This window comes from Bacillus sp. cl95, from assembly GCF_900115925.1.
Lineage (GTDB): Bacteria > Bacillota > Bacilli > Bacillales > Cytobacillaceae > Neobacillus_A.
Genome location: NZ_FOYF01000001.1, coordinates 516099 through 540156, shown reverse-complemented (window position 1 = coordinate 540156; position 24058 = coordinate 516099). Strand labels below are relative to the sequence as shown.

General features: G+C 36.8%; 29 protein-coding genes. 22 read left to right on the top strand and 7 right to left on the bottom strand.

The window, feature by feature from the left end; all coding sequences use genetic code 11:
- Window positions 1–100 precede the first annotated feature (100 nt).
- From ctaG to BMZ31_RS02680, 3 genes are all read left to right on the top strand, one after another.
- Window positions 101–1060 (top strand): cytochrome c oxidase assembly factor CtaG, encoded by a 960-nt coding sequence (ctaG, locus tag BMZ31_RS02690; RefSeq protein ID WP_090830667.1) that lies wholly within the window; start codon window positions 101–103, stop codon window positions 1058–1060.
- Window positions 1061–1237: 177 nt separating this feature from the next.
- Window positions 1238–1705, top strand: a complete 468-nt coding sequence (locus tag BMZ31_RS02685) for a DUF420 domain-containing protein (protein ID WP_090830180.1) — start codon at window positions 1238–1240, stop codon at window positions 1703–1705.
- A gap of 138 nt (window positions 1706–1843) precedes the next feature.
- Window positions 1844–3016, top strand: a complete 1173-nt coding sequence (locus BMZ31_RS02680) for a GNAT family N-acetyltransferase (protein ID WP_090830179.1) — start codon at window positions 1844–1846, stop codon at window positions 3014–3016.
- Between the two features lie 42 nt (window positions 3017–3058).
- Here the strand turns inward: BMZ31_RS02680 and ytvI are convergent, their stop codons facing one another.
- Window positions 3059–4117 (bottom strand): sporulation integral membrane protein YtvI, encoded by a 1059-nt coding sequence (gene ytvI / locus BMZ31_RS02675; RefSeq protein WP_090830178.1) that lies wholly within the window; start codon window positions 4115–4117, stop codon window positions 3059–3061.
- Between the two features lie 134 nt (window positions 4118–4251).
- Here ytvI and BMZ31_RS02670 point away from each other — a divergent pair, with 134 nt between their 5' ends.
- Complete coding sequence (locus tag BMZ31_RS02670; RefSeq protein ID WP_090830177.1) at window positions 4252–4605, top strand: hypothetical protein; 354 nt, start codon at window positions 4252–4254, stop codon at window positions 4603–4605.
- A gap of 19 nt (window positions 4606–4624) precedes the next feature.
- On the opposite strand, the gene BMZ31_RS02665 is transcribed toward BMZ31_RS02670, so the two are convergent.
- Complete coding sequence (locus BMZ31_RS02665) at window positions 4625–4984, bottom strand: YugN family protein (protein WP_090830176.1); 360 nt, start codon at window positions 4982–4984, stop codon at window positions 4625–4627.
- Between the two features lie 247 nt (window positions 4985–5231).
- On the opposite strand from BMZ31_RS02665, the gene BMZ31_RS02660 reads away from it, so the two are divergent.
- Window positions 5232–5663 (top strand): CBS domain-containing protein, encoded by a 432-nt coding sequence (locus BMZ31_RS02660; protein ID WP_090830175.1) that lies wholly within the window; start codon window positions 5232–5234, stop codon window positions 5661–5663.
- 318 nt (window positions 5664–5981) lie between these two features.
- A complete protein-coding gene (locus tag BMZ31_RS02655) occupies window positions 5982–7067 on the top strand; it encodes a CAP domain-containing protein (RefSeq protein ID WP_090830174.1) in 1086 nt (361 codons plus the stop codon).
- Between the two features lie 68 nt (window positions 7068–7135).
- On the opposite strand, the gene BMZ31_RS02650 is transcribed toward BMZ31_RS02655, so the two are convergent.
- Window positions 7136–7507, bottom strand: coding sequence for a hypothetical protein (locus tag BMZ31_RS02650; protein WP_090830173.1), 372 nt, complete (start codon window positions 7505–7507; stop codon window positions 7136–7138).
- Between the two features lie 155 nt (window positions 7508–7662).
- On the opposite strand from BMZ31_RS02650, the gene BMZ31_RS02645 reads away from it, so the two are divergent.
- The 5 genes from BMZ31_RS02645 (at window position 7663) to BMZ31_RS02620 (ending at window position 10330) form a co-directional block, all read left to right on the top strand.
- Window positions 7663–8076 carry a YlbD family protein gene (locus BMZ31_RS02645; RefSeq protein ID WP_090830172.1) on the top strand — a complete coding sequence of 138 codons (414 nt, stop codon included), beginning with the start codon at window positions 7663–7665 and terminating at the stop codon, window positions 8074–8076.
- A gap of 13 nt (window positions 8077–8089) precedes the next feature.
- Window positions 8090–8329 (top strand): YlbE-like family protein, encoded by a 240-nt coding sequence (locus BMZ31_RS02640; RefSeq protein WP_090830171.1) that lies wholly within the window; start codon window positions 8090–8092, stop codon window positions 8327–8329.
- Between the two features lie 93 nt (window positions 8330–8422).
- The gene (locus BMZ31_RS02635) at window positions 8423–8866 is read left to right on the top strand and encodes a hypothetical protein (RefSeq protein WP_090830170.1); all 444 of its coding nucleotides are present in this window, start codon (window positions 8423–8425) and stop codon (window positions 8864–8866) included.
- Window positions 8867–8927: 61 nt separating this feature from the next.
- Complete coding sequence (locus BMZ31_RS02630; RefSeq protein WP_090830169.1) at window positions 8928–9374, top strand: YlbF/YmcA family competence regulator; 447 nt, start codon at window positions 8928–8930, stop codon at window positions 9372–9374.
- Between the two features lie 680 nt (window positions 9375–10054).
- Window positions 10055–10330 carry a YlbG family protein gene (locus BMZ31_RS02620; protein WP_090830167.1) on the top strand — a complete coding sequence of 92 codons (276 nt, stop codon included), beginning with the start codon at window positions 10055–10057 and terminating at the stop codon, window positions 10328–10330.
- A gap of 35 nt (window positions 10331–10365) precedes the next feature.
- Here the strand turns inward: BMZ31_RS02620 and BMZ31_RS02615 are convergent, their stop codons facing one another.
- Window positions 10366–10755: a DUF7147 family protein gene (locus BMZ31_RS02615; RefSeq protein WP_090830166.1), complete on the bottom strand. Its 390-nt coding sequence runs from the start codon at window positions 10753–10755 to the stop codon at window positions 10366–10368.
- Between the two features lie 516 nt (window positions 10756–11271).
- Between BMZ31_RS02615 and BMZ31_RS02610 the strand changes: the two genes are divergently transcribed.
- From BMZ31_RS02610 to coaD, 3 genes are all read left to right on the top strand, one after another.
- Window positions 11272–12690 carry a stalk domain-containing protein gene (locus BMZ31_RS02610; protein ID WP_175477976.1) on the top strand — a complete coding sequence of 473 codons (1419 nt, stop codon included), beginning with the start codon at window positions 11272–11274 and terminating at the stop codon, window positions 12688–12690.
- A gap of 546 nt (window positions 12691–13236) precedes the next feature.
- Complete coding sequence (rsmD, locus tag BMZ31_RS02605; protein ID WP_090830164.1) at window positions 13237–13797, top strand: 16S rRNA (guanine(966)-N(2))-methyltransferase RsmD; 561 nt, start codon at window positions 13237–13239, stop codon at window positions 13795–13797.
- Window positions 13798–13809: 12 nt separating this feature from the next.
- Window positions 13810–14289 (top strand): pantetheine-phosphate adenylyltransferase, encoded by a 480-nt coding sequence (gene coaD / locus BMZ31_RS02600; protein WP_090830163.1) that lies wholly within the window; start codon window positions 13810–13812, stop codon window positions 14287–14289.
- Window positions 14290–14320: 31 nt separating this feature from the next.
- Here coaD and ylbJ read toward each other — a convergent pair whose 3' ends face one another.
- Window positions 14321–15547: a sporulation integral membrane protein YlbJ gene (gene ylbJ, locus BMZ31_RS02595; RefSeq protein ID WP_090830162.1), complete on the bottom strand. Its 1227-nt coding sequence runs from the start codon at window positions 15545–15547 to the stop codon at window positions 14321–14323.
- 193 nt (window positions 15548–15740) lie between these two features.
- Here ylbJ and BMZ31_RS02590 point away from each other — a divergent pair, with 193 nt between their 5' ends.
- Together BMZ31_RS02590 and BMZ31_RS02585 are read left to right on the top strand one after the other, a co-directional pair.
- Window positions 15741–16523, top strand: a complete 783-nt coding sequence (locus BMZ31_RS02590) for a patatin-like phospholipase family protein (protein WP_090830161.1) — start codon at window positions 15741–15743, stop codon at window positions 16521–16523.
- 5 nt (window positions 16524–16528) lie between these two features.
- Window positions 16529–17554, top strand: a complete 1026-nt coding sequence (locus BMZ31_RS02585) for a SepM family pheromone-processing serine protease (RefSeq protein WP_090830160.1) — start codon at window positions 16529–16531, stop codon at window positions 17552–17554.
- 116 nt (window positions 17555–17670) lie between these two features.
- Here BMZ31_RS02585 and BMZ31_RS02580 read toward each other — a convergent pair whose 3' ends face one another.
- The gene (locus BMZ31_RS02580) at window positions 17671–18903 is read right to left on the bottom strand and encodes a nucleotidyltransferase (protein WP_090830159.1); all 1233 of its coding nucleotides are present in this window, start codon (window positions 18901–18903) and stop codon (window positions 17671–17673) included.
- A gap of 147 nt (window positions 18904–19050) precedes the next feature.
- On the opposite strand from BMZ31_RS02580, the gene BMZ31_RS02575 reads away from it, so the two are divergent.
- The 4 genes from BMZ31_RS02575 to BMZ31_RS02560 all read left to right on the top strand — a co-directional run bounded on the left by BMZ31_RS02575 (window position 19051) and on the right by BMZ31_RS02560 (window position 21410).
- Entirely contained in the window at window positions 19051–19578 is a 528-nt protein-coding gene (locus BMZ31_RS02575; protein WP_090830158.1) for a YceD family protein, read from the top strand.
- A gap of 82 nt (window positions 19579–19660) precedes the next feature.
- Window positions 19661–19834, top strand: coding sequence for a 50S ribosomal protein L32 (gene rpmF / locus BMZ31_RS02570; protein WP_040204800.1), 174 nt, complete (start codon window positions 19661–19663; stop codon window positions 19832–19834).
- A gap of 152 nt (window positions 19835–19986) precedes the next feature.
- Window positions 19987–20748, top strand: coding sequence for an enoyl-CoA hydratase/isomerase family protein (locus tag BMZ31_RS02565; protein WP_090830157.1), 762 nt, complete (start codon window positions 19987–19989; stop codon window positions 20746–20748).
- Window positions 20749–20834: 86 nt separating this feature from the next.
- Window positions 20835–21410 (top strand): RsfA family transcriptional regulator, encoded by a 576-nt coding sequence (locus BMZ31_RS02560; protein ID WP_090830156.1) that lies wholly within the window; start codon window positions 20835–20837, stop codon window positions 21408–21410.
- A 266-nt stretch (window positions 21411–21676) separates the two neighbouring features.
- On the opposite strand, the gene BMZ31_RS02555 is transcribed toward BMZ31_RS02560, so the two are convergent.
- A complete protein-coding gene (locus tag BMZ31_RS02555; RefSeq protein WP_090830155.1) occupies window positions 21677–22147 on the bottom strand; it encodes an N-acetyltransferase in 471 nt (156 codons plus the stop codon).
- A gap of 231 nt (window positions 22148–22378) precedes the next feature.
- Here BMZ31_RS02555 and BMZ31_RS02550 point away from each other — a divergent pair, with 231 nt between their 5' ends.
- Together BMZ31_RS02550 and BMZ31_RS02545 are read left to right on the top strand one after the other, a co-directional pair.
- Window positions 22379–23722, top strand: a complete 1344-nt coding sequence (locus tag BMZ31_RS02550; protein ID WP_090830154.1) for an acetyl-CoA carboxylase biotin carboxylase subunit — start codon at window positions 22379–22381, stop codon at window positions 23720–23722.
- Between the two features lie 18 nt (window positions 23723–23740).
- Complete coding sequence (locus BMZ31_RS02545; RefSeq protein ID WP_090830153.1) at window positions 23741–23953, top strand: acetyl-CoA carboxylase biotin carboxyl carrier protein subunit; 213 nt, start codon at window positions 23741–23743, stop codon at window positions 23951–23953.
- Window positions 23954–24058 lie beyond the last annotated feature (105 nt).

The following is a 24058-nucleotide window of genomic DNA, read 5'->3' as shown; positions in this document are numbered from 1 at the left end:
GTGAATTTCAGATAATTAGCTGGATTCACATGGGTGACACTATCTGATTTTTAGTAGTTATTTTTATTATTTGGAAATAGTTCACTTCTTTGCCTCTATCATGAACCAAGAGTATAATGAAAGTAACATTCTAATAGAAGAGGTGTTTTATTTGCTTGACTTAGGTATGTTCGGATTCCGAGCTTTATGGAGCCCATATTTCTTTATAGTCCTCACATTGATTTCCGTAGGGTATTTTCTACTTACAGTAAAATATAGATTGCGCTATAGCGACAGTGAGCCTTTGAAGAATAAAGAGGGAATATTGTTTCTTGTTTCAATGGTTTTGATATATGTAGTCAAAGGATCTCCTATTGACTTAATGGGGCATCTAATGTTTTATGCCCATATGATTCAAATGGCTGTTTTATATTTGGTCATTCCACCGCTTTTGATTGCAGCGGTGCCGCATTGGTTGTGGAGAAGAATGTTGAAAAATAATATCATTAACAAGACTTTTAGATTCTTTACGAAACCACTTATTGCCTTGATTCTTTTTAACGGTATTTTTTCTATTTACCATATCCCATTAGTTTTTGATTTTGTTAAACAAGATATGTGGCTACATGCATTGTATACAGGTGCATTATTCTTATTAGCCCTTTTTATGTGGTGGCCATTATTGAATAGTTTAAAGGAGTATCAAACTCTGAATGGATTAAAAAAGGTGGGTTATGTCTTTGCTAGTGGTGTTCTACTTACGCCTGCATGTGGATTAATTATTTTTGCAGACAATCCAATGTATCAAACCTACTCTGACCCACAAGCATGGGCAGAAGCGCTTAAGTTATGTGTTCCACCATCTATGCTCGCTGGCTTAGAATTAAGTGGTCCGGAAATGTTCAATTCTATGTCATTGCTAGAAGATCAAAGACTCGGTGGAGTTGTGATGAAGATTATCCAGGAGATCGTCTATGGAGTGATTTTGGCTCAAATTTTCTTCAGTTGGTATCGTCAAGAACAAGAAGAGACTGAACTTGAATTAGCCAAGTCACGAATTCAACCGACTATTATAGAATAATGCAAATTTTATAGACAGATGTCCTCTTTTGAAAATGAAAGATATTGACCTTATTTCATAGAGGACATTTGTTCGGTGTTTGATTGTGTACTTCTATTTTATACATAATATTGATTCGTATGCTAAAATCATATAGGATCACTAGTTTAGAACCACAGAAGAGAGTGAGGATGCAAGATGAATTTCGCAGTTCCTATTTTACCTACAATCAGTACTACTTTTATCCTTTTAAGCGCCATTACAGTTGCAATAGGCTGGGCGCAAATACGAAAAAGAAATATTGAAGCACATAAAAGAACAATGATCGCGGCAGCAGTATTTGCACTGATTTTCTTTCTGATTTATGCCAGCAGAACTATTTTCATCGGAAATACTTCCTTTGGTGGCCCAGAATCTATTAAGATTTACTATACAGTGTTTTTAATTTTTCATATTACCCTTGCAACCACAGGGGCCATTTTTGGGATTGTTACGCTCCTTACAGGATTCAGTAATAAACTAGCTAAACACCGTAAACTTGGACCGGTCACAAGCGTCATTTGGTTCTTTACAGCGATTACGGGTGTAGCTGTTTATCTATTGCTTTACGTCTTCTACAAAGGCGGAGACACGACTTCAGTCATAAAAGCCATCATTGGTGGATAATGAGAGAGACCGAAACGGTGCTCTCTTTTTTACATTACATAAATCATTTAACAACTTATTTTCCATGGATTAAGAAGGAATTCTGAAAGATTAATCGAAGGTAAAATAGATTGAAATTCTTATGCAGGAGTGAACAATGTGGAAATTAAGCGCTTAAATGAATCAGATTATGTAGATAGCATGAAATTATCAATGTATGCCTTTCAATATAAAATACCTGATGAGGATATCGAGTCACGAAAAAAAATGCTAGATAAACATCGTTTACTTGGAATACGGGAGCAGAACCAGTTGGCAGCAAAGCTTCATATTATTCCTTTAACAGTGGTCATAGGACAAGAAGAATGGAAAATGGGTGGATTAGCCGGTGTAGCGACCTATCCAGAGTATCGCAGAAATGGCTATGTCCGAGAGTTAGTTTCAGCTTCTTTAAAAGATATGAAGGACCATGGAGAAATTGTTTCATTACTTCATCCTTTTGATATTGGCTTTTACAGAAGGTATGGGTGGGAGATTTTTGTTGATCACAAGAAAGTCGTGATTACACGAGATAAGTTAAAAATGCTGCCTCCTTCGATTGGTATGGTAAAAAGATATAATAAAAACACCCACTCTTCTGCGATCGAAGAAGTATACAGAAAATATTCTTTAGGCTTCAATGGAATGCTTGTCAGAGACCATGATTGGTGGATGAATAGTATTTATCATGAGGAGTCAATAGCAGTGCATTCTAACGAGCTTGGTGAAATGGACGGTTATATACTATATACTGTTAAGGACAAAGTGATGGATGTACAAGAATTCGTGGCTCTTAATCATATGGCTAGAAGAGGACTATGGAACTTTATTTGTCAACACGATTCAATGGTTGAAAAAGTGCAGATACTATTATCTACCCACGATATATTACCTTATTGTTTACACACGCCTAAATTGCAAGCTGAAGTTTATCCATATTTTATGGCTAGATTAGTAGATGTAGAGTCATGTTTAAATAAATTTTCATTTGTCAATACAGGCGAGAATCTTTTTATTCACTTGGAGGATCAATACGCCCCATGGAATAACGGAACCTACATGATTAGTGAAGATGGAGTTAAAGTTTTTAAAGATAAACCAGGTTCTGCATGTGCCCATCCTCCTCAAAAAGGAATAAGCATGGATATTAATTCTTTAACGGCAATTATTTTTGGATACAAACGGCCTATGGAGTTGTATGAAATCGGAAGATTAACAGGGAATATGAAAGAAATTGAACATCTTGAAAAGATGATCCCTTCAAGTAAATCTTTCTTTTATGATTTTTTCTAAATACAAGCAAAAAATGGACACCATATTCATGGTGTCCATTTTTTAAATCTTAAAACTTATTTTGATGATTCCTGCTTCTTTCGCAGAGTTGTATGCAATGATGATGAGTGGTCCTAATAAGAAGCCTATGAAGCCAAATATCTTTAAACCTAAGTACATTGCTACAAGAGTAGCTAAGGCGGAAAGGCCGATGTGGCTTCCCATTACTTTGGGCTCAACAATCCTTCTGACCATAATCAGGACAATTGCTAGGACAGCAAGCTTTGTTCCAAAAGCAATATCGCCTGTTACAAAATGAAATAAAGACCATGGTCCTAGAAGTACAACTGAGCCGAAAATAGGAATGAAGTCAACCACTGCTATGAAAAAGGCCATTACAAGTGCAATTTCTGGTGATATAAAAATAAGGGCAAACAGGGAAATGAAAAAAATAATTGCACTTACCAAAAATTGTGCTTTTAAAGATCCCAGTACTACGTAGGATAATCGTGACGCCATAAAATTGACTTGGTCAGCAGTACGTTCTTTCAGATACTTATGTACTCCTGCATTTAAGCGTGGAATATCGAGCAAGAATAAAAATAAAGCTATTAAGTAAACGAGAAAACTAACTAAATAATTAGGAATGTTAGTTAATAGTGTTTTTACATTAGTGATGTTTATATAGTTTACAAGTTCGTTTCTTGTGTTATTCAAAAAACCTTCTACATGGTTACTTATCTCCACCAGAACTTCTTTAGGGAGTGATTCAGTTGCTGATGAAATACGTCTCTCAAATGCATACCATTCTCTAGATATCTCACTAATATATATTGGTCCATTTTCCACTAACTTTATTGCCTCGGTAATAACTTTGGTAGTAATAAAATACCCACCAAGTGCAAATAGCAGCAAGAAAGAAATAAAGACGATCAAAACTGAGATTTTCCTCTGAAGGTTAAACCTGGATTGCACAGATTTTACGAGTGGTTCCAAAATCACTGCTGTAAAAAAGGCCGCTAACAGAGGTACGGAAACTGGTAGAACAAAGTAAAATACAAATGCAGTAAGAACCGCAAACAAAGCAATCATGATTATTCGTTTAGAAACATATTGAGTCAATGGTCCGCTCCTTTCAAAAGCTAATCTATCATTCAATGAAATAATTTGAAAGTTTGTTAACATTTAAATTATAGTATGCATTTACTAAAATAAACAATAAAAGTTTTTGAACGGAAAAGGATGAGGTGAGGGCGTTGGTCTTAAGAAAACATCAGAACAGCGAATCCGAACTTGCACTCAAACATATCATTTCCATTATTATTAAATCAAATTTGAATCATCAAGATTATTTTAGAGCGGCGAAGAAATTCAGCGATGAAAGGATTGGGGGATTTTCTCTTTTTCCAAGCCTTGTCGTTGATATTGAAGATTCGAAAGTTAGGGTTAAATTGAACCTCGAAGCTTTTAGAATGGACGGGATGATTCAACAAGCAAGCCATTTACAAAGTTGTATTTATGAAGATGTAAAGAACTTAACCGGATATGAGCTACAAAATATTCAACTGTGTATCAAAAAAATACTTAAAAAAAAAGCAAAAGACGCATGAATTTCATGCGTCTTTTGACTTAAATGGAAAATTTTTCGATTTCTTTTGTAACATCAGCAATGATTTTTTGACATTGACTTACAAGGCTACTTGGGAATTTTTCTCCATCGCCGTATTCAACGCCATGTGGATAATAATGTTTGCCTAATAAAGGAGTCATCAATTGAATGACAGCACGGTGTGCGCCGATGTCACCTTCAACAGCATAACCACGAAGGCGAAGGTAAAATACACCTTCTTTTAATTCAAACTTACGATCGTATGTAACGCGCTCATAGTCCCATTGACCTTCACGCACTAGACCGTAATCAAGCATCACTTCATCAAGACGATTTAGGTCAGCCTTCATATTTTCGATACCAGTATTTTCAAACTTCATGAATATGTCCCTCCTGCAAAACGCCATTGCCTTGCCTTTATAAAAAAGGATGCAGGCATATTATTTCAATTCTAATAATAGTAGAAAAAGATTAAACTTGCAATGAAATAAGAGATGTAATGTAAATTCATTGAAAAATGTTCTTAAATGTAATCATCCATACGAAGGGAATAATCTAAAATTGATAGGAAATCCTATCGGTGAAAAAACATTTTTCATTACTTCAAAATATTGGAGGAGGATTTCCATGACTCAAGTTAAAGAAATTATGACAACTGATGTAGACCACTGTACCCTATTGGATAACGTCTTCGAAGTGGCCGTAAAGATGAAGGAATTAAATGTTGGTGCTATTCCAATTTTAGATGGTGAAAAATTGGTAGGCGTGATTACGGATAGGGATATTGTAACAAGGTGCATAGCCGAGAAACATCCTGCATCTTCAAAAGTGGAAACAATTATGAGTAAAGAACTTTATACAATATCTTCAGACGCTACAAGCGAGGATGCTGTAAAATTAATGGCAGAGCATCAAATCCGTCGACTACCCGTTGTGGAGCAAGGTAAGTTAGTAGGAATTGTTTCACTTGGTGATTTAGCAGTGCACCATTTGACAGATGATCAGGCACAGGAAGCACTATCAGAAATATCTGAATCTAACTATGGTGGCCTTCAATAGTATTTAAAGGTTGTTATCGCAGTGAGTGTTGCTTTTAAGAATGATACAACAAGTATAAATTCTTATTTCGTGTCTATTCCTCAAAATGAAATTCTAAACGCTAAACTCTTTTGGTTTCAGTATAGAAAAAGCCTAACAGTTGGCTTTTTCTTGTTCCAATAACAAAGTTTACGAAAAGAGCCTATGTCAAAAAGGGTGATGCAGAGAAGTTCTGAAGAGAACATTTTTTGCATCATTTTCATTTTAAATCACTCTCACTATTAAAATGAAAGTTATTGATGATATAATAATTTTAACATGCACATATGATGATAGAAGATGCAGAAGAAGGGAGGATCATTTCTGCGCGCACTTATACGTATTCTTATATTATTAGCCGTATTTTTGGCGGCCGGATTTTTACTCAATCTGATAGAAGATAATGAAAATGACATTTTAGTTAATGAAAATTCTCCTGCTCAATTAGAGAAGCAATCTCCCATTTCCCAAAAAGAGACAGCGGGTTATGGTGTACCTGACCGACCGAAAGAAGGGCTTTCTGTCCTTATTGGTAAAAATAAAGATGTATTAGAGAAGACACTGGGAAAACCTCTTCGTATTGATCCATCGGTCTATGGATATGAATGGTATATATACAATCAAACCCCTGAGCATTATGTGCAGGTAGGTGTTGAAAATAATAAAATTGTTACGCTGTATGTAATCGGAGCAAATGCAAATGCAACTCCTTTTAAAATTGGCCAATCAGTTGAAGACTTATTTGCAAACCTATTTATTGATGCAAATATTAGCTTGGATTATAAAGGAAACTCATATAAGTTTGAGTTAAACGATACGGATGTAAATATGCGACCGCTTATCAAGCTTGGAGATATTTTTGCGCAAGCTTATATTGATAAATTTACTGGAAAGTTATCGAGTGTCCGTTTCCTTGATTCTCCGACCTTGATAAAGCAGCGCCCATACGAAATGATTTATCGAGGTGAATTGCTATTAGCAGACGAGATCACTGATGAAATGTGGCCCGAAATTGAAAAAGCAAATGCGAATCAAATTTATGATTTGACAAATATCGTAAGGCTTCGCCATAAGCTTAAGCCTTTAGTCTGGGATGAAGAGACGGCGGAAGTTGCGTATGGGCATAGTAAGGACATGGAAGAAAATGATGACTTTTCGCATGATTCTCAAAAATATGGAGGCCTTTCAGATCGACTTGAAGCTGCCAATGTCACGTATAAAATAGCTGGCGAAAATATTGCTGCAAATTATACCGACGCACCAGCTGTTGTAGAAGGTTGGATGAATAGCAGAGGGCACCGTGAATCCTTGCTAAATGAAGAATATACCCATATCGGTGTTGGGGTATATCGAAAGCATTATACACAAAACTTCATTGAAAAATAAATATAAAGAAGCTTGAATAGGGTATATTCAAGCTTTTTATTTTGCCTTTTATTAAGATTAATTTCAATTCAATTAGTAGGTTGGGCGTTTGAGTTTTCTAATCTATTATAAAGAAAACTCTGTTTATCCCATTGTCCATATAACTTTACGCTGGCACCTTCAGGAATAGTTTCAACCTTTGTGTTGGTGGAGAGTGGATGTTTTTTTTTCGCTTTGATGATTTTCGTGTCACATTGTAGAGTCAGTTCTTGCACCAGTATTTGGCGATGGTAATAAAAACGTGTAATTTCGTTTTGAGCGGATATTACTTTTCCCGATAAATAAGCTTCTTCCTTTACAAAACCAATTTTTAACCATTCCTCTTCCTTATTTTTCATCTCTTTTTTTGTAAGCCAATAAAAATATACAAGAATGATGGGGATGACTACTGCAGTTACCATTACATGTTTCACCTCGTGGTTTATGTAGAAGGAAATTGCTTTATTCTTTTGACATTTTATCATGTCCTTATTGATTTTTGTATATTAAAGATTTCACCATTCCGATATCGTTTCATATCGTATTATAGGCGATTGATTCAGCGGAGGTGAACTAAGTGACTACGAAGAATTTGCATCCTTCAGTACTGAAGTTTAAAGAATTTGTAAAGGCAAATCCCTTAATCACACAGGAAGTACGTAAAGGGAATGCTACATGGCAGGAATTATATGAGGACTGGTATCTCTTAGGTGAAGAGGATTCCCGTTGGGAAGCTTTTCGGAATGTTCAAAAGAACGAGGACGTAAATGTGGAAGTAACATCAGAAGAAACAAAATCGGATTGGATGGGACAAATGATGGGCATTGTGAAAAATATGGACCCCAATCAAGTTCAGAGTCATTTATCCAACTTGAGTCAAGCTATCGGTGCTGTACAGGGACTTCTCTCACAATTTCAGGGAAGCAAACAGGTGAATGAGGTGAAGAAACCGGATAGTCCTCCAAATCCATTCTCATTCAGAAAAGACTAAGGAGAATTCAAAAATGAGAACTGACGTGATGGATTATATTAATCAGCAAAAAGACTTAAAAGATTTCATTAGAGAGCAGCCACAGTGGTATCGTAAATTAATGAGAAATCCACACGATTTACAAGCTTTCGAAATAGCAGCCCTTAATTACCATAAAAAAACGATACCACATCGAGTTGAAAAATTCACAAATGGTGTACAAATGGCCTCCATGATGTTTCACATGTTTCAGGCAATGAATCAACAAAATTAGGGGAGATACTTATTGAGAGGTTCTCTCCTTCTTTACGATTTTGGCATAAAAAGGTCTTGTTTGCGAACAATACTCCTAAAAGGAGTGAATGAAATGTTGAAAGGGATGAAGGCACTTATCATTGTTATGATGAGTCTTTTGGTATCAGCGGGTTGTCAAAAGGATATACCAAAACCTGAGAATAAAATTCAGATCGTGACTGTCAATAGTAATCAATTTGGGGAAGAGGAAAGCATACCTGTTAACAACTCTCCTCAGCAACAAGACCCTTTCTATGTCCAATCACAAATTAATGGGAAAAATGTTTACATAGAATGTATTGTAAGAGGAGTTACTTTTAGAAATGATCCTCAATCTCAGGGAAAAGCTGGGAAAATCATTGTGACAATTGATGGAAAGAGGAATCAAGAAGTAAGGGCAGCAGCTTTTATCATTAAGGGGTTATCTTCAGGAAAGCATCGAATAAAATTGGATATTGTTAAACTAAATGGAGAGCCATATTCACTTTCGAAAGAATTTACAATTTCTATCAAATGACAATAACAATCTTTCGCTTTGTTAGAATAATCATGGTAAAATAACTGATGGAGGTGAGCGAATGCTTGCTACATCAGAAAGAATTGAACTGTTAGAGAATGCGGAAGAGTTGGCGGCAATGGTGCTGGACTCTGAGATTGCTGAGCAATATCGCAAATGCTTATATAGATTACAAACTAATCGCGAAACACAAAATAAGATACAAAGGTTTGTCCGTTTGAAAGATGTTTATGAAGACGTGCAAAGATTTGGGAGATATCATCCTGATTACAAAACGATTATGATGCAAGTCCGTGAAGCAAAAAGGGATATGGATATGGATATAATCGTTGCAGCCTTCAAAAAAGCAGAAACTGATTTGCAAAGCTTATTAGATGAAATCAGTATGTATGTAGGAAGGTCAGTATCTGAACATGTAAAGGTTCCTACTGGTAATCCTTTCTTCGAAGGTGGAGGCTGTAGTACTGGAGGATGCGGAACAGGTGGAGGTTGCGGATGCTCAGCTTAAGAAACGGTGTATAACCGTTTCTTTTTTTAGGCTCTTTTCGTAAACTTTGTTATTATTGGCTACTAAAACCAGTAGAGATTTAGAGTGTAGAATTTCATATTGAGGAAAAGAGCACGAAATATGAATCCATACCTATAGTTGCCGTATTCGAAAAGCAACAATCTATGCGAAAGCAGCCTTTTTTACCAAAATTGATTCGGAGTCAATCGGATACAATCGTCGCATAGATTACCGCAACAAAACATTTTCTGTTGTGGAACATAAAAGCGGTGCCTATAAACGTACAAATACTCCTCCTTTCTTACAAAGATTGTCTCGGAGTGTAACTGTTTCCCTTTCATGGCTTTAGCAGAAAAGCGGCGAATATGGTCCTCTATTACACTTTTCTCAAGTGGCTTTCCCATCTTAATATAAAGAAATGGAATCCCGGTTATTTTTTTGACCGATGATTCTTCTATTTCTTTAACTGAGTTAAAATGTGAGAGGAAAACGGTCCAAATTATATCTAAATTCATATTATCACCTGTTTTCATACTTATTGGTAATCATGAAGTTGATCTGAATTTCGCTTTTCTATTTTATGAGTAGTATATGCGTTCGTAGGACATTGTTTTCATTGATAAATTGGGTTTTGGTATGCTAGACTTAAAAAAACATTCGTATTTTTGAAGGGGATAAATATGTTCGGACAAAGGCAGGGACTAATTATTTGGCTTTATTCGTTGAAGCAGGCAAAAATGCTTAGACGATTTGGCAATGTACATTACGTATCCAAACGTTTGAAATACGTGGTGCTCTATTGCAACCAAGATGAAATTGATGGAATCATGGAGAAGCTAAAATCTTATTCATTTGTCAAAAAAGTTGAGCCTTCATATAAACCATTTGTAAAAACGGAATATGAAAATTCCACTCCTGACAAAGCAAAAGAATATGATTATAAGATGGGGATTTAAAAGGTGAGGGAAATTCCCCTCACCTTTTCTCATATTTATTGTAATGGTGGGATGATATAGTTTAGTCGTAGGATTCCAATCATTTGCTGGTAGTATAGTTCTTTCTCCGCAAAAATGGTGGAAGGTTTGACTGACAATTCATGTACGACATGACCCAATTCTTTTGCCGTTTCTGCAAAAAGGTCAAATCGTTTACTGAGTGTAACATTTGGATTGGGAATGCCTTCTCTACATACGTAAAGTGGCTGGAAGTTGCCTGGAGTAGTCGGTTTTAAGATTACTACTAAGGAAGTAAGGTCTTTTTCGTTTATTTTTGTATGCAGGGCAAGCATGCATGTTAATCTTTCTTTATTTGCTCTCGCTATTTCGAGTAACTCGTATAAATCTGAATACCCTTCTCCTAATTCAATAAAACGCTGAATCAATGATGAACTCTCCTTTTAAATAGGCACAGTTATACGTGTCTGTTGATTTCCGTTCCAGTCGCTTGCTTTCCGGTACGAATTATGAAAAAGCCCTAATGCCGGCTTTTTCATGAACGAATTCGCCTTGGGGGCGTTCGCCGAGCCTCCTCGTCGCTAACGCTCCTTCGGGGTCTCGCCTGTAACGCTAATCCCCCAGGACATTGATGGTCTTCCTCGAAATAACCCACGCACGAAGAAAATGCGTTAGCATTTTCGAGGAGTCAAGCGCCTTCCACTCCAATCAACAGATTGTAGAAAATCAACATTGTACATTAACATGGCCTTTAAATAAATAAACTTTAAGTCAACTCTATCATTTTCTTTGCTTGATGAGAAGGCATGGATTTGAAATTCAGTTTGGTAAAAGTTCTTCCATAAAATACACAAACGAAGGATGCCTCTTTTTCAAAAATCATACTGACGTATACATCTTGTCATGATATTGTAATATTAACGTTATGCACGAGGAGAATGAAGATGGCAAAAAGAACCATTCCTTTATTTTTTACCTTTTTGCTTGTAGCAGGTGGTATGTTATTTTGGCAATGGAAGATCTATGACATTAACCTTAAAAACAACCAGCATAAAAATAATAATGTCTCACAGCAGCTAATAGTCGATGCACGCAACAATCAACTGTTGGTACGTCATATATTTAGCGGATTGGATAAAGGACAAGAGTATAGAATCCTTATGTCGGAAAAAACAAATACATGGTCGTGTGTCACACCTGATGGGGGGAAATGTAAATCCGGTGATGAGGACCCACAAACATTCCTATCTGAGCAAGGTGAAATTGAAATTCAATATTCTGTAACTATAAGTGAAAAAACTTCTCCTTTAATATTTTCAGATTGGACTCCAAAACTACAAAAGATTGAGCCGATAAAAACAACCATTAAGGTGATAGATACTGCTAGAAGAGATGGAACTTGGATTGCGGGTGTCCCTTTACAGGGGTATAAGAAGATGGAATTTGTTGATTATTACGTCTTTGCAGGACAAGGTGATATCTCTTCGCTTTATTGGCAAAATAAGACTCTTTATCCTGCCAAAATCACCGATCATCTGACGGTCTATTCTGAACATAAAAACCTTCAAGTTAACATCAATATGGACAACGTCAAAGGATTGCCTGATATTCCGTACATGTCTCTTGTTGAGTCAAAAGATCAACAAAGATTTACGGTTAAAGGAATATCTCTTAATGAAAATTTCCAAGATGCTGGGCATGTAGAAAAGGAAATTGCAGCACAATACTTCAAGAACAAACTAGATGGCAACTTAGTTGGTAATTCACTAGCTGTTGACTTGCTTAGTGCGTTGTTCCTGCAAACAAGTGCGACTACTGAAAAAGGCAATTTTATGATGAAGGAACTCTATTCACATTTAACAAAAGAACAGGTTTTAGAATTACAAACACGTTTTCTTAAAATGAAAATAATCGATAGTCGTTTAATGGATAAAAATCTTGGAGAGATTAAAGGCTTAGAAAGCTCCTTCTTTTCAGTTAATCTACTGCAGACGCAAGAGTTCGCTTCCTTGTTTTTCTTCGATTCTCGAGAAGTTAGGTTAAATGGACAAGTCAACTCAAAGATGGAAGTTATTTATGATAAAGATAAACGCCTATATCCCCTTTCCCAAACGATGGAGGGTTTAGGTTATAATGTTGAAGTTCTTCCAGAAGCAGATGCTGTACAACTCGATAACGGAAGAAATAAGTATCGTTTTTACCTGAATAGAAACTCATTTCGCTATAATCAATCAGAGTATGGACTTTTGGAAAACCCATTATTGACTAGAAATGGACAGATATATATTGAACAAAGTGGGTTACAGTCATTGTTTAAAATAAATATTAATGAAACTGAGAAGGAAATCATGCTTTCCACTTAGGGGAGTCCCCAAAAAAAGAAAAAACCCTGCAGAAAATCTGCAGGGTCCTTCTATATCCATTAATAGGATAGAAGGCAAAGGGAGAGGAGAAACCGGAGGAAGAACTTATGGGGAAACGTAAGTCTTCTCCGCGGTTGGCAACAACATCCTCGAATAGATGCTGTTAATACCATTATTTCCACAATGGGAGTGCTTATACACCTGAAAAGAGAAATTTTCCGTTATTTAAAGTTTGGAAACTTCTTGAAGTACTTGTATTTGGCTATGAATAGTCAATATGGTAGGATAATGAAGGATATATTTTTACATAAGCACTTTTCGTAAACTTTGTTGTTATAGAAACAAGAAAAAGCCGGCTGTAGGGCTTTTTCTATACATATGCTACTAAGAAATTAGCGTATGGAATTTTGTAGTCAGGAAAAGAGCACGAAATAAGAATCTATACGTGTTGTTGCATTTTTCGTAAAAGCAACAATCAATGCGAAAACAGCCTTTCCATAAGAGTAAATGCATGTTGCATGATCAAGAAAAGACAGTGGTGATATTATGAGAGTTGTATCAGGTGAATGTAAAGGTAGACCTCTAAAGGCTGTACCAGGCTCTTCAACCCGCCCAACGACAGATAAGGTAAAAGAGGCTATTTTCAACATGGTCGGACCATACTTTGAAGGTGGTTTAGGACTGGATTTGTTTGCAGGCAGCGGCGGGTTAGGGATTGAGGCGCTAAGTCGGGGTTTTGAAAAAGTTATATTTATTGATCGCGATGGAAAAGCAATCCAGACAATACGTGAGAATATTGAAGCTTGTGGTTATGAAGGAAATTCGGAAGTGTTTAGAAATGATGCTGAACGAGCTCTTAAGGCAATTATCAAAAGGGAACTGTGCTTTGATATGATATTTCTGGATCCTCCTTATAAAAAACAACAGCTCTTAAATTTACTTGGGAAAATAGATGAAGAAAATTTACTGAAACAAGATGGGACAATCGTTTGTGAACATAGCTTTGACGTCAATCTTCCAGAGCAAGTTGGAAGGTTGTATCGGAAGCGGCAGGAAACATACGGAATCATTGCAGTTTCTATATATGAAACGAATTCCGAAGATTAGGGAGATGGGTCTATGACAAAAATCGCGGTATGTCCAGGTAGTTTTGATCCTATAACTTATGGACATTTAGATATCATAAAAAGAGGCGCAAAGATTTTTGATGAATTGCATGTCGTGGTTCTCAATAACTCTTCTAAAAATCCACTATTTTCAGTTGAAGAGCGAATTAGTCTAATTAAAGAAGTCACAAAGGATATTCCCTCAGTGAAGGTGGACATGTTTCAAGGCCTTTTGGTAGACTATGCTCGTACAGTTCAGGCTTCTGCAATCATTAGGGGGTTGCGTGCTGTCTCAGATTTTGAGTACGAAATGCAAATAACTTCCATGAATCGAGTTTTAGATGAAGAGATAGAAACCTTCTTCATTATGACAAACAATCAATACTCCTTCCTAAGTTCAAGTATTGTTAAAGAAGTTGCGAAATATGGAGGAGACATTTCCGAATTAGTACCTCCATTTGTGGAACAAGCCTTGAAAAAGAAATTTTCCTAATAAATAGAAGCTGTCCCTTATGAGGCAGCTTCTATTTTCTTACTCTTCTCGAAAAAAGTATAAAAGTATACAACATCAAAGCTGAGATTGTTAGGATTGGACCGAATTTTATCATCATACTGTATAGGTCGTAGAACCAAGAACTATGTTTAAATAAGAAAACAGGAATAGCATTGGATGGTTGTTCGTTATTATAAAATTTTTCATAAACGGGCTCCCAGAGCAAGTAGGCAAACAGACTGGCAAACCCTCCATGGAAAATCCGAGCTATGAAAAAAGGTTGAAAGCGAATGTCCGTCTGTGCGAGAATGCTTGCCACTTGTGCTTGAACACTAAATCCGCTAAATGCCAGTATGAAACTAGTAATAATAGCTTGATGCATCAAGGTAGCATCCTGAACTTGACTTGTAAGCTGACTTCCCAAGGTGATTTCGAAGAGTCCAGAAATAAATGGAATACTAAGCGCATCCGGTAAAGTGAAAATGGATAAAAGGAATTCGACTGTGTGGGCGAGCATAGTAGTAAAGCCGAGATAAAATAGTAGTTTGTTTACGACAGAGAACAGGATGATAAAGCCGCCAATCATTAACAAAGTTTGAATAGAAGAAGTTACAGCGTCACCGAGAACTTTTCCTATTGGACGCTGATCTTTCAATCTCGTTTGATGAAGGGACGATAAGGCATATCGGAATTTGGATACATGCTTGTTCTTTTTAGGAAGAGCAGCCTTTTCTTTTTTTTCATCTTTTCCATAGAATCTCATGAGAAGTCCGACGCAAATATTGCCTAAGTAATGAGAGAGTGCCAGAATCACACCAAGCTTGGCATTATAGAAAAAACCAACTGAAACGGCACCGAAAATAAATAATGGATTGGATGAGTTCGTAAACGAGACAAGTCTTTCTGCTTCAATTCTAGTCAATTGACCTTCTTGTCGAAGACGTGCTGTTAATTTCGCTCCAGAAGGATAACCAGATGCCATCCCCATTGCCCATACAAAACCTCCAACCCCGGGCACTCTAAACAAGGGTCTCATGAGTGGTTCCAATAATACTCCGATGAACTTTACGACTCCAAAACCAATCAACATTTCCGAAACAATAAAAAAGGGTAAAAGCGAAGGGAAAACAATTTCCCACCACATATTAAGGCCACGAATCGAGGCTTTCACTGATTCCTGAGGAAATGCGATTAAGGCAATGGCCATTAATGTAACTGATGAAGCAAGAACTAAAGTTTTTATTTTTGAACGGTACAAAGGCGTGTCTCCTTCCACCACATGCTGACTGTGCAAGGGTTCCAATTAATGCTAAAATAAGATGTTGTAAGATCTATTAAGAACGAGTGGTTCTCCACTCTTGTCCTACATAACACAATATACTCATAGAACTTTAATTTAGACCATAAGATTGAACGAGATATCTCTTTTCTCAATTAAAGGAGGGATCGAAGTGAGCGGTCCTAAAGTTGGTTTGGCACTTGGATCAGGAGGTGCACGTGGTTTTGCCCACTTGGGTGTAATTAAGGTCTTTATTGAAGAAGGAATACCGATTGATTTGATAGCAGGTAGTAGCATGGGCGCAATGGTTGCCTGCTTTTATGGAGCAGGAATTGAAATGGACCAGCTTTATAAATTATCTACCTCTTTTAAAAGGAAATATTATCTCGATTTTACAGTTCCTAAAATGGGATTCATCGCTGGTAAGAGGGTAAAGGAACTTATTCGGATATTTACAAAGGGGAAAAATATAGAACAGCTTAATATTCCAGTCGCAGTAGTTGCCACTGATTTAATGACGGGAGAAAAGATTGTATTTAAGGAAGGGCCGATTGCAGATGCTGTAAGAGCAAGTATCGCCATACCAGGTATTTTTGTCCCAGAGAAATGGAACGGTAGAATCCTTGTTGATGGTGGAGTGATAGATCGTATACCAGTTTCAGTTGTGAAGGAAATGGGAGCCGACATTGTCATTGCCATTGATGTCTCTCAAGTGAAGCGAAACGAAGAAATCAGTTCTATTTATGATGTAATCATGCAAAGTATAGATATTATGCAAAAGGAACTCGTTTCGAATCGGGAAATCGCTTCAGATATCATGATACGCCCAAAAGTAGATATGTATAGCTCTCGTGCATTTACCAATATCAAAGAAATTATTGAAATCGGGGAGAATGAAGCTCGAAAGGAAATCGACAACATTAAAAGAGTGATCGAGTGCTGGAAGGAGAAATAAGATTCATGAAGAAAAAATATTACATTCGCCCTTTTATTTTCATTGCGGTAGTATTAGTAGCCGCAATGTTTTATACACTGCCCTATTATGTATCCAAACCTGGAATGGCTCAAGAACTAGAGCCAATTATAAAGGTAGAGAATGGTTTCGATGAAAAGGGGAATTTTATGCTGACCACTGTCAGGATGGGAAGGGCCAATATTTATTCATATGTTGCCGCGAAAATAGGTAAATATCAAGAAATTTATCCTTTGGATATGATCTTGAATGGAGAAGAAACCGAAGAAGAATACGCTACAAGACAGTTGCATTTGATGGAAAGTTCAAAGTTGAATGCTATCGAAGTTGCTTATCAAAAAGCGGGGTTACCCGTTGATTATCGATATTTGGGTGTATATGTATTGAATGTTTTACCAGATATGCCCGCATATGAAAAGTTAATCGCAGGCGATCGTATTATTAAAGTCGATGGAAATGCATTCCATTCTTCGGATAAATTCATTGAACATGTTGGCAAGAAAAAAGAAGGCGATTCAGTCAATTTAACTTATATCCGGAAGAATAAAAAAGCTGAAGTAACCATTCCGGTCCAAAAGTTTAAAGATGACCCTTCAAAAGTTGGGGTTGGAATCACCTTAGTAGATGATAAACAGATTATCGTTGATCCGGATGTAAAAGTGAAGACGGACGAAATTGGCGGTCCTTCAGCAGGTTTGATGTTCTCACTTGAAATCTATAATCAATTAACTAAAACAGATTTGACTAGAGGTTATCAAATTGCTGGTACTGGAACGATTTCCGCAAACGGAGTGGTTGGGCCTATTGGTGGCATTCAACAGAAAATAGTTGCTGCGGACAAATCTGGGGCTGAAATCTTTTTGGCACCAAATGAAAAGGGCATCAAAGGATCAAATTATCAAGATGCTGTGAAAGCAGCTAAAGATATTGGAACAAAAATGAAGATTGTTCCCATCGATACTTTTGATGAGGCAGTTGAATATTTGGAAGGCTTAAAAGCTAAAAAGGGCTGACATTGTCAGCCCTTTACTTGTCTAGCTTCAACCAGCCAATTTACATATAAGTAATCGATTCTTCGAGTTTTTTCTGAAAAGAAGGACCTTTAGGTGAAACTTTAAGAAGCTCGGGATCATGAGCCAACTGACTCGCTATTTTGAATGTAAATGGGAGATTGTTTATATTCCATCTTCAAGTATTCATTCTGTTTTTGGACTGGAATGCCCAAAGCATAAATCCGTGAAGCTTTGATGTCCAAATCTAATTGTGGGTGCTGATAGGATGAAAGTTTTGACACAAGTGGTAATGAGAAATGTTTTTTCATCTTATTTAAATATTCTCTTCCATTTGTCGTCATCCCAAGTAACCTTAAATAGGATGCTTTTTCATTCTGTAACATATCATCCTTTTTGGTGTTTGTTAAGATGTGGACGCAAGCCCGCTGTAGTCGAGTCCATGTATACCTTTTTGTTTTGACTAGTTCCATAAATTGCTGGAATGTCTCAGCGTGCATACAAGCTTCTATGAATCGATTCTCTAGTCCCTCTTCAATTTCGTATATTTCTTTAAGTTCTTTAGCTGAACTATGTAAAAGGCGATATTTGAGTAGAGGCCAATACATTTCCCAAGAGTGTAAAACTCCGTATTGATTGAAATAGTCATTTAGTTGTTCATACGTAGTGGAAGGGACATATTGAGCAATTTGGTCATAATTACTATCTTTTAAGAAAACAGCCTTCCTAATGCTTGTAGCACTTGCAATCGTCGCAGATGCGAAATGTTCATCATGATAATCAGCATTTTTGCGTTTGATTGTTATGGGTTTCATGGAAGACTTTTGTTGCAAGGCTGATTTTACATACTGGAAACCAAGAATATTATTGGGCTTAGACAAATCTAGTAATTGAGGTCCAGCATTCAAGCTTATGAAGGCTTCACTTGCTGCTCTTGGATAACTCATTCCAAGATTCATTTTATGTTTTATTTCATCGTTGTAGGCTGCGGAATGTTCTTGTAGAAAACTGATTGTATTGTAGAATGAGGAAATATCCCCATCTTCGCTTCCAAAACAAAACGATTGGCATCCTACTTCTGATAATAAAGAAACAGAACCATCTGCAAAAATTTCGGCGTGCTGGGTAGCAAATTTGTAAGGTAATTCAAAGACGAGGTCAACGCCGCCTAATAGTGCCATTTTTGCTCTCATCCATTTTGAAACCATTGCGGGTTCTCCACGTTGTAAAAAATTCCCGCTCATGACTGCTATAACGATATCAGCACCACTTACTTCTTTTGCAGATGAAACATGATAGGCATGTCCATTATGAAAAGGATTATACTCGACAATTACGCCAACAGCATGCATAATAAAATTCTCCTTCCATTCTCCCTAAAACAAGTTGAAAGCCGTTTAAAGTCAGGTGGGAATGTATACATTATAGTGTAAAGAAAAAATATTGACAAATAATTATAGGAAGGCTATAATTACCTTTGTTGCCTTGAGGTGATTCAAATGAAATGGACATTAAGCCAGTTGCAAAAATATCGAAACAAGGATTTCATAATCGATGAAATTATTCAGGTAGATGAGATCAAACAAGATGATCCAACTATCCGTGAAGTTCTGCCCATCCATATTACTGGACGAGCAGACATAGATTCGACGAAAGTGACGTTTCATTTAAATATTAAAGGTCATTTGATTCTTCCTTGTTCTCGTACATTAGTAGATGTAAAACTTCCGATTAATGTCGAAACAACTGAAACGTTTCTTTTGAATGTATCAGAATATGAAACTGAAGAGGAAGCGCATCAGGTTAAAAGTGATACAATTGATTTAATGCCTGTCATTAGAGAGATTCTATTGCTTGAAGTACCTATGCAAGTATTTTGTGAAGATCAACATAGTGAAGGTGGCGCTCCACAATCCGGTAAGGATTGGGAAGTCGTTCGCGAAGATGATCAAATCAAAAAAGTCGATCCTAGATTGGCTGGGCTTGCGAAATTTTTTGACAATAATAATCCATCTTCCGATTCTTAATCGGAAGAAACAAGAAGCAAGGTGAAGAACCAGATCTCTGGCCTTCATAACTTTCTTAATACTCTTTAAGGAGGTGGGAAGAATGGCTGTACCTTTTAGAAGAACTTCTAAAACTGCGAAAAGAAAGCGCCGTACTCATTTTAAATTAAATGTTCCGGGTATGGTAAGTTGCCCAAACTGTGGTGAGATGAAACTTGCTCATCGCGTATGTAAAGCTTGCGGAACTTATAAAGGAAAAGAAGTAGTAAACGACTAATTTTCCGTTGATATAAAGCACAAGGAGCTCATAGCCCTTGTGCTTTTGTCGTTGTTTAGAAAGTTCTGTATAAAAATAAACAGAAGAAAAAGCAGAGAATCTGCGACACTTCTGCTATTAGGAAAAATACAGAATCATTGGGGGATAAGTGGATGGCTTATAGGATAGAAGAAAATACGGCCGGCTATTTAGTATTTGTGATTGATCGACAGGAAAAAAGAAACGCTATAAATTATGAAATCATGAAAGGGCTTAGTGAAGTAATCGAATTAGCTAAGTCTTCGAATGTTAAGGCGCTTGTCATCACAGCTAGTGGTGATCGTGCATTTTGTTCAGGTGGAGATCTTTCGGTATTCCATCAGCTTGAAACCGAACAAGAAGCTTATGTCATGTTGAAAAAGATGTCTGATATTCTATATGAATTACTTACTCTTCCGATTCCGACGATTGCTTTAATGAACGGAACTGCGGTAGGCGGTGGGTGTGAAATTGCGACAGCATGTGATTTCCGGTTAGCAAGAACAGGAATAAAAGCCGGTTTTGTCCAAGGGAATCAAGCCATTACCACAGGATGGGGTGGGGGGTCCATTCTTGTTGAAAAATTCGCTTACACGGAATGCTTCAAATTATTGTTGGAAGCAAAAATTGTTCCTGCTCATTATTTGAGAGAAATCGGCTTTATTGACGAACTCTATGACGGAGATTCAACCGAAGCTTGTGAACGTTTTTTAGAGAACATCATACATAAAGAGATTGGCGTATTGAAATCTTATAAGAATATGTACATAAGAAAGTGGGAACAGGCAGGTCTCCGAAGGAAAATAGATGAAGAAGTACGCCAATGTGCCATTCTATGGGAGAGCGAAGCACACCATAAATACGTTCTTCAGTTCTTGAATAAGAAAAAAAGCTAACTAAATCTCATTCCTAGTGTATGTCAAAGTCTATCTTTTCTAGTAGATGCATATGTATGAATAAAAACACTAGGAGGGATTTATGGATGTCATCCATTCGCCAGGATGCTTGGACACAAGATGAAGATTTATTATTGGCTGAAGTAGTGTTAAGGTACATTCGTGATGGTGGGACACAACTTCAGGCATTTGAAGAGGTAGGAAAGAAACTTTCGCGGACATCTGCTGCTTGTGGGTTCCGTTGGAATTCTTATGTAAGGAAGCAGTATAAGTCAGGCATAGAACTAGCTAAAAAACATCGTAAGGAAGCTAAAAAACAACCGGTTTCGAGTGGGGGCATCACTATAGATGAACAAATAGTGGCCTCTACAGATGTTATCGTTGATTATCCTGAAGAAGCTATCAGCTTTTCAAAAGTGATCGACTTCTTGAATAACCTTTATAAAAAAGCGGAATCATCTGATGCCGTTCAAGTTGAAAGAGAACAATCGATAGACCAAATTAAAGATTTAGAGAAAAAAGTTTTTTATCTAGCGGCTGAAAATGAAAAGCTAGCTAAAAATTTGAAGGAGATCGAAGAAGATTACCGTTCTCTTATAGAAGTTATGGAAAAAGCAAGGAAGATTTTTGTTTTGCAAGAAAGGCAGACGACAGAAGGGTGAATCTTAGAAGAGTAATAACTAATCTCCAGAGTTGAATAAATTGAAAAAAAGCGGACTCAATTTTGTCCGCTTTTCCATTTTTTAATTAAGGCTGTTTTCGCATTGATTGTTGTTTTCGAATCATTCTTCCAATACGTATTATTATTGGCTTCGGGGCCATTTTCGAGAAGTTCTTGAACCTATATTCGAATAAGAATCGTAAAAATTCAAAAGCCGATTTTTACTTTTGTTTGTGAAAGTAACAAAGTTTACGAAAAGAGCCATAATTAATGTTGTGCTTCTACTCCAGCAGGATACCATACGAGTGGATTTTCCCCACGATCTCGTTCAACTTCATAATCCACACTTGCAAAATCCATCTTCTCCCAAAAATCTTTGGATTTTACACGAGGATTCGTCTTAATCGGCATACCGAAGCTTTTTGCAAAATCGACAAGCGTTTTGCCGTAACCTTTTCCTTGATAATCAGGTAATACCTCTAGTTTCCATAGCTCCAAGTAATTCTGTGGAGGAGAAAAATAGCGATCCACTTTCATATCTACTTGGTACAAACTCATGCGAGCAACTAATTTATCTCCAAAATAAATTCCGTAGAATGGCGAATCACTGTCGTTTTCGATGATATTTGCTTCTAAGTCCTCAAGCATCGAGAGTTCTTGAATTCCGTATTCTTTAAACTTTTTAAATTCTTCAAGTGTTTTGTAGTTAACTTTGAGTTTAGTAACTTTTAGTGACATGGAAACTCCCCCTTAAAAAATCATCATCTATTCATTTTATTGATGAAATGAACTTTGAATAACATGAAAAAAGAATATATTCTAACAATATTGTTTTCATTATATAACAAAAAAACAAAAAATTCTGCATAGAAAACTCGGAAGCGTTTTCAAAATTTGCAGGAAATTTCGTGAATGATGTAGAAACATAATAAGTGAGCGATAAAATGTGGCTGAGGAAGGGGAAGAAAATTGCAAAAAATATTAGTTGCCAATAGGGGAGAAATAGCATTAAGGATTATTAAGACTTGCAATGAGATGGGAATTGAAACGGTTGCCATTTATTCCGATGCAGATCATGACATGCCTTTTGTTAAAGCAGCTACCAAGTCGGTGCGAATTGGTGAAGCCCCAGTCATGAAATCCTACTTACGGGCAGATGCCATTTTGGAAGTTGCTAAAAATGAAAATGTCGATGGAATTCATCCAGGCTATGGATTTCTTTCTGAAAATTATAATTTTGCAAAACTAATAGAACAAGAAGGAATTACTTTTATTGGTCCTGCTCCTGAAACCATTGAAATGATGGGAGACAAAATTGTTTCTCGCAGGACAATGTTGGCAGCAGGTGTGCCAGTAGTACCTGGTACCGAAGATGGTGTTTTATCCCTTGAGGAAGCATGTGAAATTGCAGAATCGATGGGATATCCGGTAATGCTGAAAGCTAGTGGCGGAGGCGGAGGCATCGGAATGGTGCGCTGTGAAAATGAGCAAGCGCTCGCTAAGTCTTTTGATTCGACAAAAGCTAGAGCGAAAGCATATTTTGGGTCTGAAGAAGTCTTTATTGAAAAGTATATTGCAAATGCTCGTCATGTCGAAGTACAAGTTTTTGGCGATAAGCACGGTAATATTGTCCATCTTTTTGAAAGAGATTGTTCGATTCAAAGAAGGCATCAGAAAGTCATTGAAGAATCTCCTTCACCATTTTTATCGGACAAAACGCGCCAGAAAATGTTTGAAACAGCGATTCTTGCTGCTAAAGCCGTAAATTATTTTAATGCAGGGACTATTGAGTTCATTGTCGATGAAGAAGAAAATTTCTATTTCTTAGAAATGAACACAAGACTGCAAGTGGAACATCCGGTCACTGAACAAATAAGCGGGCTTGACTTAGTGAAATGGCAAATCCTAGTAGCACGAGGAGAAAAACTACCGCTTCTGCAATCAGAACTTGATTCGACAGGTCACGCGATTGAGTTCCGACTTTATGCGGAGGATCCTGTTAAATTCATGCCTTCTCCAGGGAAAATAAATGTATTTTCATATAAACAAGGTGAAGGTATTAGAATTGATAACGGATATGATGAAGGCGGGACTGTTTCACCTTTCTATGACCCAATGATATCAAAGTGCATTTTTCATGCTCCAACAAGAAAAGAAGCATTGAACTTGGCTGATGACTTTTTCAAGGATTTGAAAATTGAAGGTATTAAGACAAATGTACCTTTGTTCCTTTCTCTTCTTGAAGATGAGGATTTTCAGAATGGTTTGTACACCACTTCATTCCTTAATGAGAGACTAACAACTAAATCATAATATTTGGAGGACTTAATAATGAAAGAAATTACATCATCTATGGCAGGTACGGTTTTAAATATTTTTGTTGCAAACGGAGATTCAGTAAACAGTGGTCAAGAAGTTTTAATGCTTGAATCAATGAAAATGGAAATCCCTGTTGAAAGCACGACTGATGGAACTGTAAAGGAATTGAAAGTTAATATTGGCGATTTCGTTAACGAAGGCGACGTACTTCTAGTTATCGAATAAATCGATTTCCGTTTTAAATTTTGGCTATGTTAAAGTACATTGTTGATTTTCTGCACTATGTTGATTGGAGGGGAAGGCGCTTGACTCCTCGAAAAGGCTACCGCC

What these genes read in the sequence shown, in the direction of transcription:
- BMZ31_RS02620 (WP_090830167.1), top strand. Translation starts at nt 10,055, where the DNA reads ATGTTCGGACAAAGGCAGGGACTAATTATTTGGCTTTATTCGTTGAAG.
- BMZ31_RS02555 (WP_090830155.1), bottom strand. Translation starts at nt 22,147, where the DNA reads ATGTCACTAAAAGTTACTAAACTCAAAGTTAACTACAAAACACTTGAA.
- BMZ31_RS02685 (WP_090830180.1), top strand. Translation starts at nt 1,238, where the DNA reads ATGAATTTCGCAGTTCCTATTTTACCTACAATCAGTACTACTTTTATC.
- BMZ31_RS02650 (WP_090830173.1), bottom strand. Translation starts at nt 7,507, where the DNA reads ATGGTAACTGCAGTAGTCATCCCCATCATTCTTGTATATTTTTATTGG.
- rsmD (WP_090830164.1), top strand. Translation starts at nt 13,237, where the DNA reads ATGAGAGTTGTATCAGGTGAATGTAAAGGTAGACCTCTAAAGGCTGTA.
- BMZ31_RS02580 (WP_090830159.1), bottom strand. Translation starts at nt 18,903, where the DNA reads ATGCATGCTGTTGGCGTAATTGTCGAGTATAATCCTTTTCATAATGGA.
- BMZ31_RS02655 (WP_090830174.1), top strand. Translation starts at nt 5,982, where the DNA reads ATGCAGAAGAAGGGAGGATCATTTCTGCGCGCACTTATACGTATTCTT.
- BMZ31_RS02575 (WP_090830158.1), top strand. Translation starts at nt 19,051, where the DNA reads ATGAAATGGACATTAAGCCAGTTGCAAAAATATCGAAACAAGGATTTC.
- BMZ31_RS02640 (WP_090830171.1), top strand. Translation starts at nt 8,090, where the DNA reads ATGAGAACTGACGTGATGGATTATATTAATCAGCAAAAAGACTTAAAA.
- rpmF (WP_040204800.1), top strand. Translation starts at nt 19,661, where the DNA reads ATGGCTGTACCTTTTAGAAGAACTTCTAAAACTGCGAAAAGAAAGCGC.
- BMZ31_RS02660 (WP_090830175.1), top strand. Translation starts at nt 5,232, where the DNA reads ATGACTCAAGTTAAAGAAATTATGACAACTGATGTAGACCACTGTACC.
- BMZ31_RS02665 (WP_090830176.1), bottom strand. Translation starts at nt 4,984, where the DNA reads ATGAAGTTTGAAAATACTGGTATCGAAAATATGAAGGCTGACCTAAAT.
- BMZ31_RS02610 (WP_175477976.1), top strand. Translation starts at nt 11,272, where the DNA reads ATGGCAAAAAGAACCATTCCTTTATTTTTTACCTTTTTGCTTGTAGCA.
- BMZ31_RS02560 (WP_090830156.1), top strand. Translation starts at nt 20,835, where the DNA reads ATGTCATCCATTCGCCAGGATGCTTGGACACAAGATGAAGATTTATTA.
- coaD (WP_090830163.1), top strand. Translation starts at nt 13,810, where the DNA reads ATGACAAAAATCGCGGTATGTCCAGGTAGTTTTGATCCTATAACTTAT.
- BMZ31_RS02585 (WP_090830160.1), top strand. Translation starts at nt 16,529, where the DNA reads ATGAAGAAAAAATATTACATTCGCCCTTTTATTTTCATTGCGGTAGTA.
- BMZ31_RS02630 (WP_090830169.1), top strand. Translation starts at nt 8,928, where the DNA reads ATGCTTGCTACATCAGAAAGAATTGAACTGTTAGAGAATGCGGAAGAG.
- BMZ31_RS02635 (WP_090830170.1), top strand. Translation starts at nt 8,423, where the DNA reads ATGTTGAAAGGGATGAAGGCACTTATCATTGTTATGATGAGTCTTTTG.
- BMZ31_RS02565 (WP_090830157.1), top strand. Translation starts at nt 19,987, where the DNA reads ATGGCTTATAGGATAGAAGAAAATACGGCCGGCTATTTAGTATTTGTG.
- ctaG (WP_090830667.1), top strand. Translation starts at nt 101, where the DNA reads ATGAACCAAGAGTATAATGAAAGTAACATTCTAATAGAAGAGGTGTTT.
- BMZ31_RS02545 (WP_090830153.1), top strand. Translation starts at nt 23,741, where the DNA reads ATGAAAGAAATTACATCATCTATGGCAGGTACGGTTTTAAATATTTTT.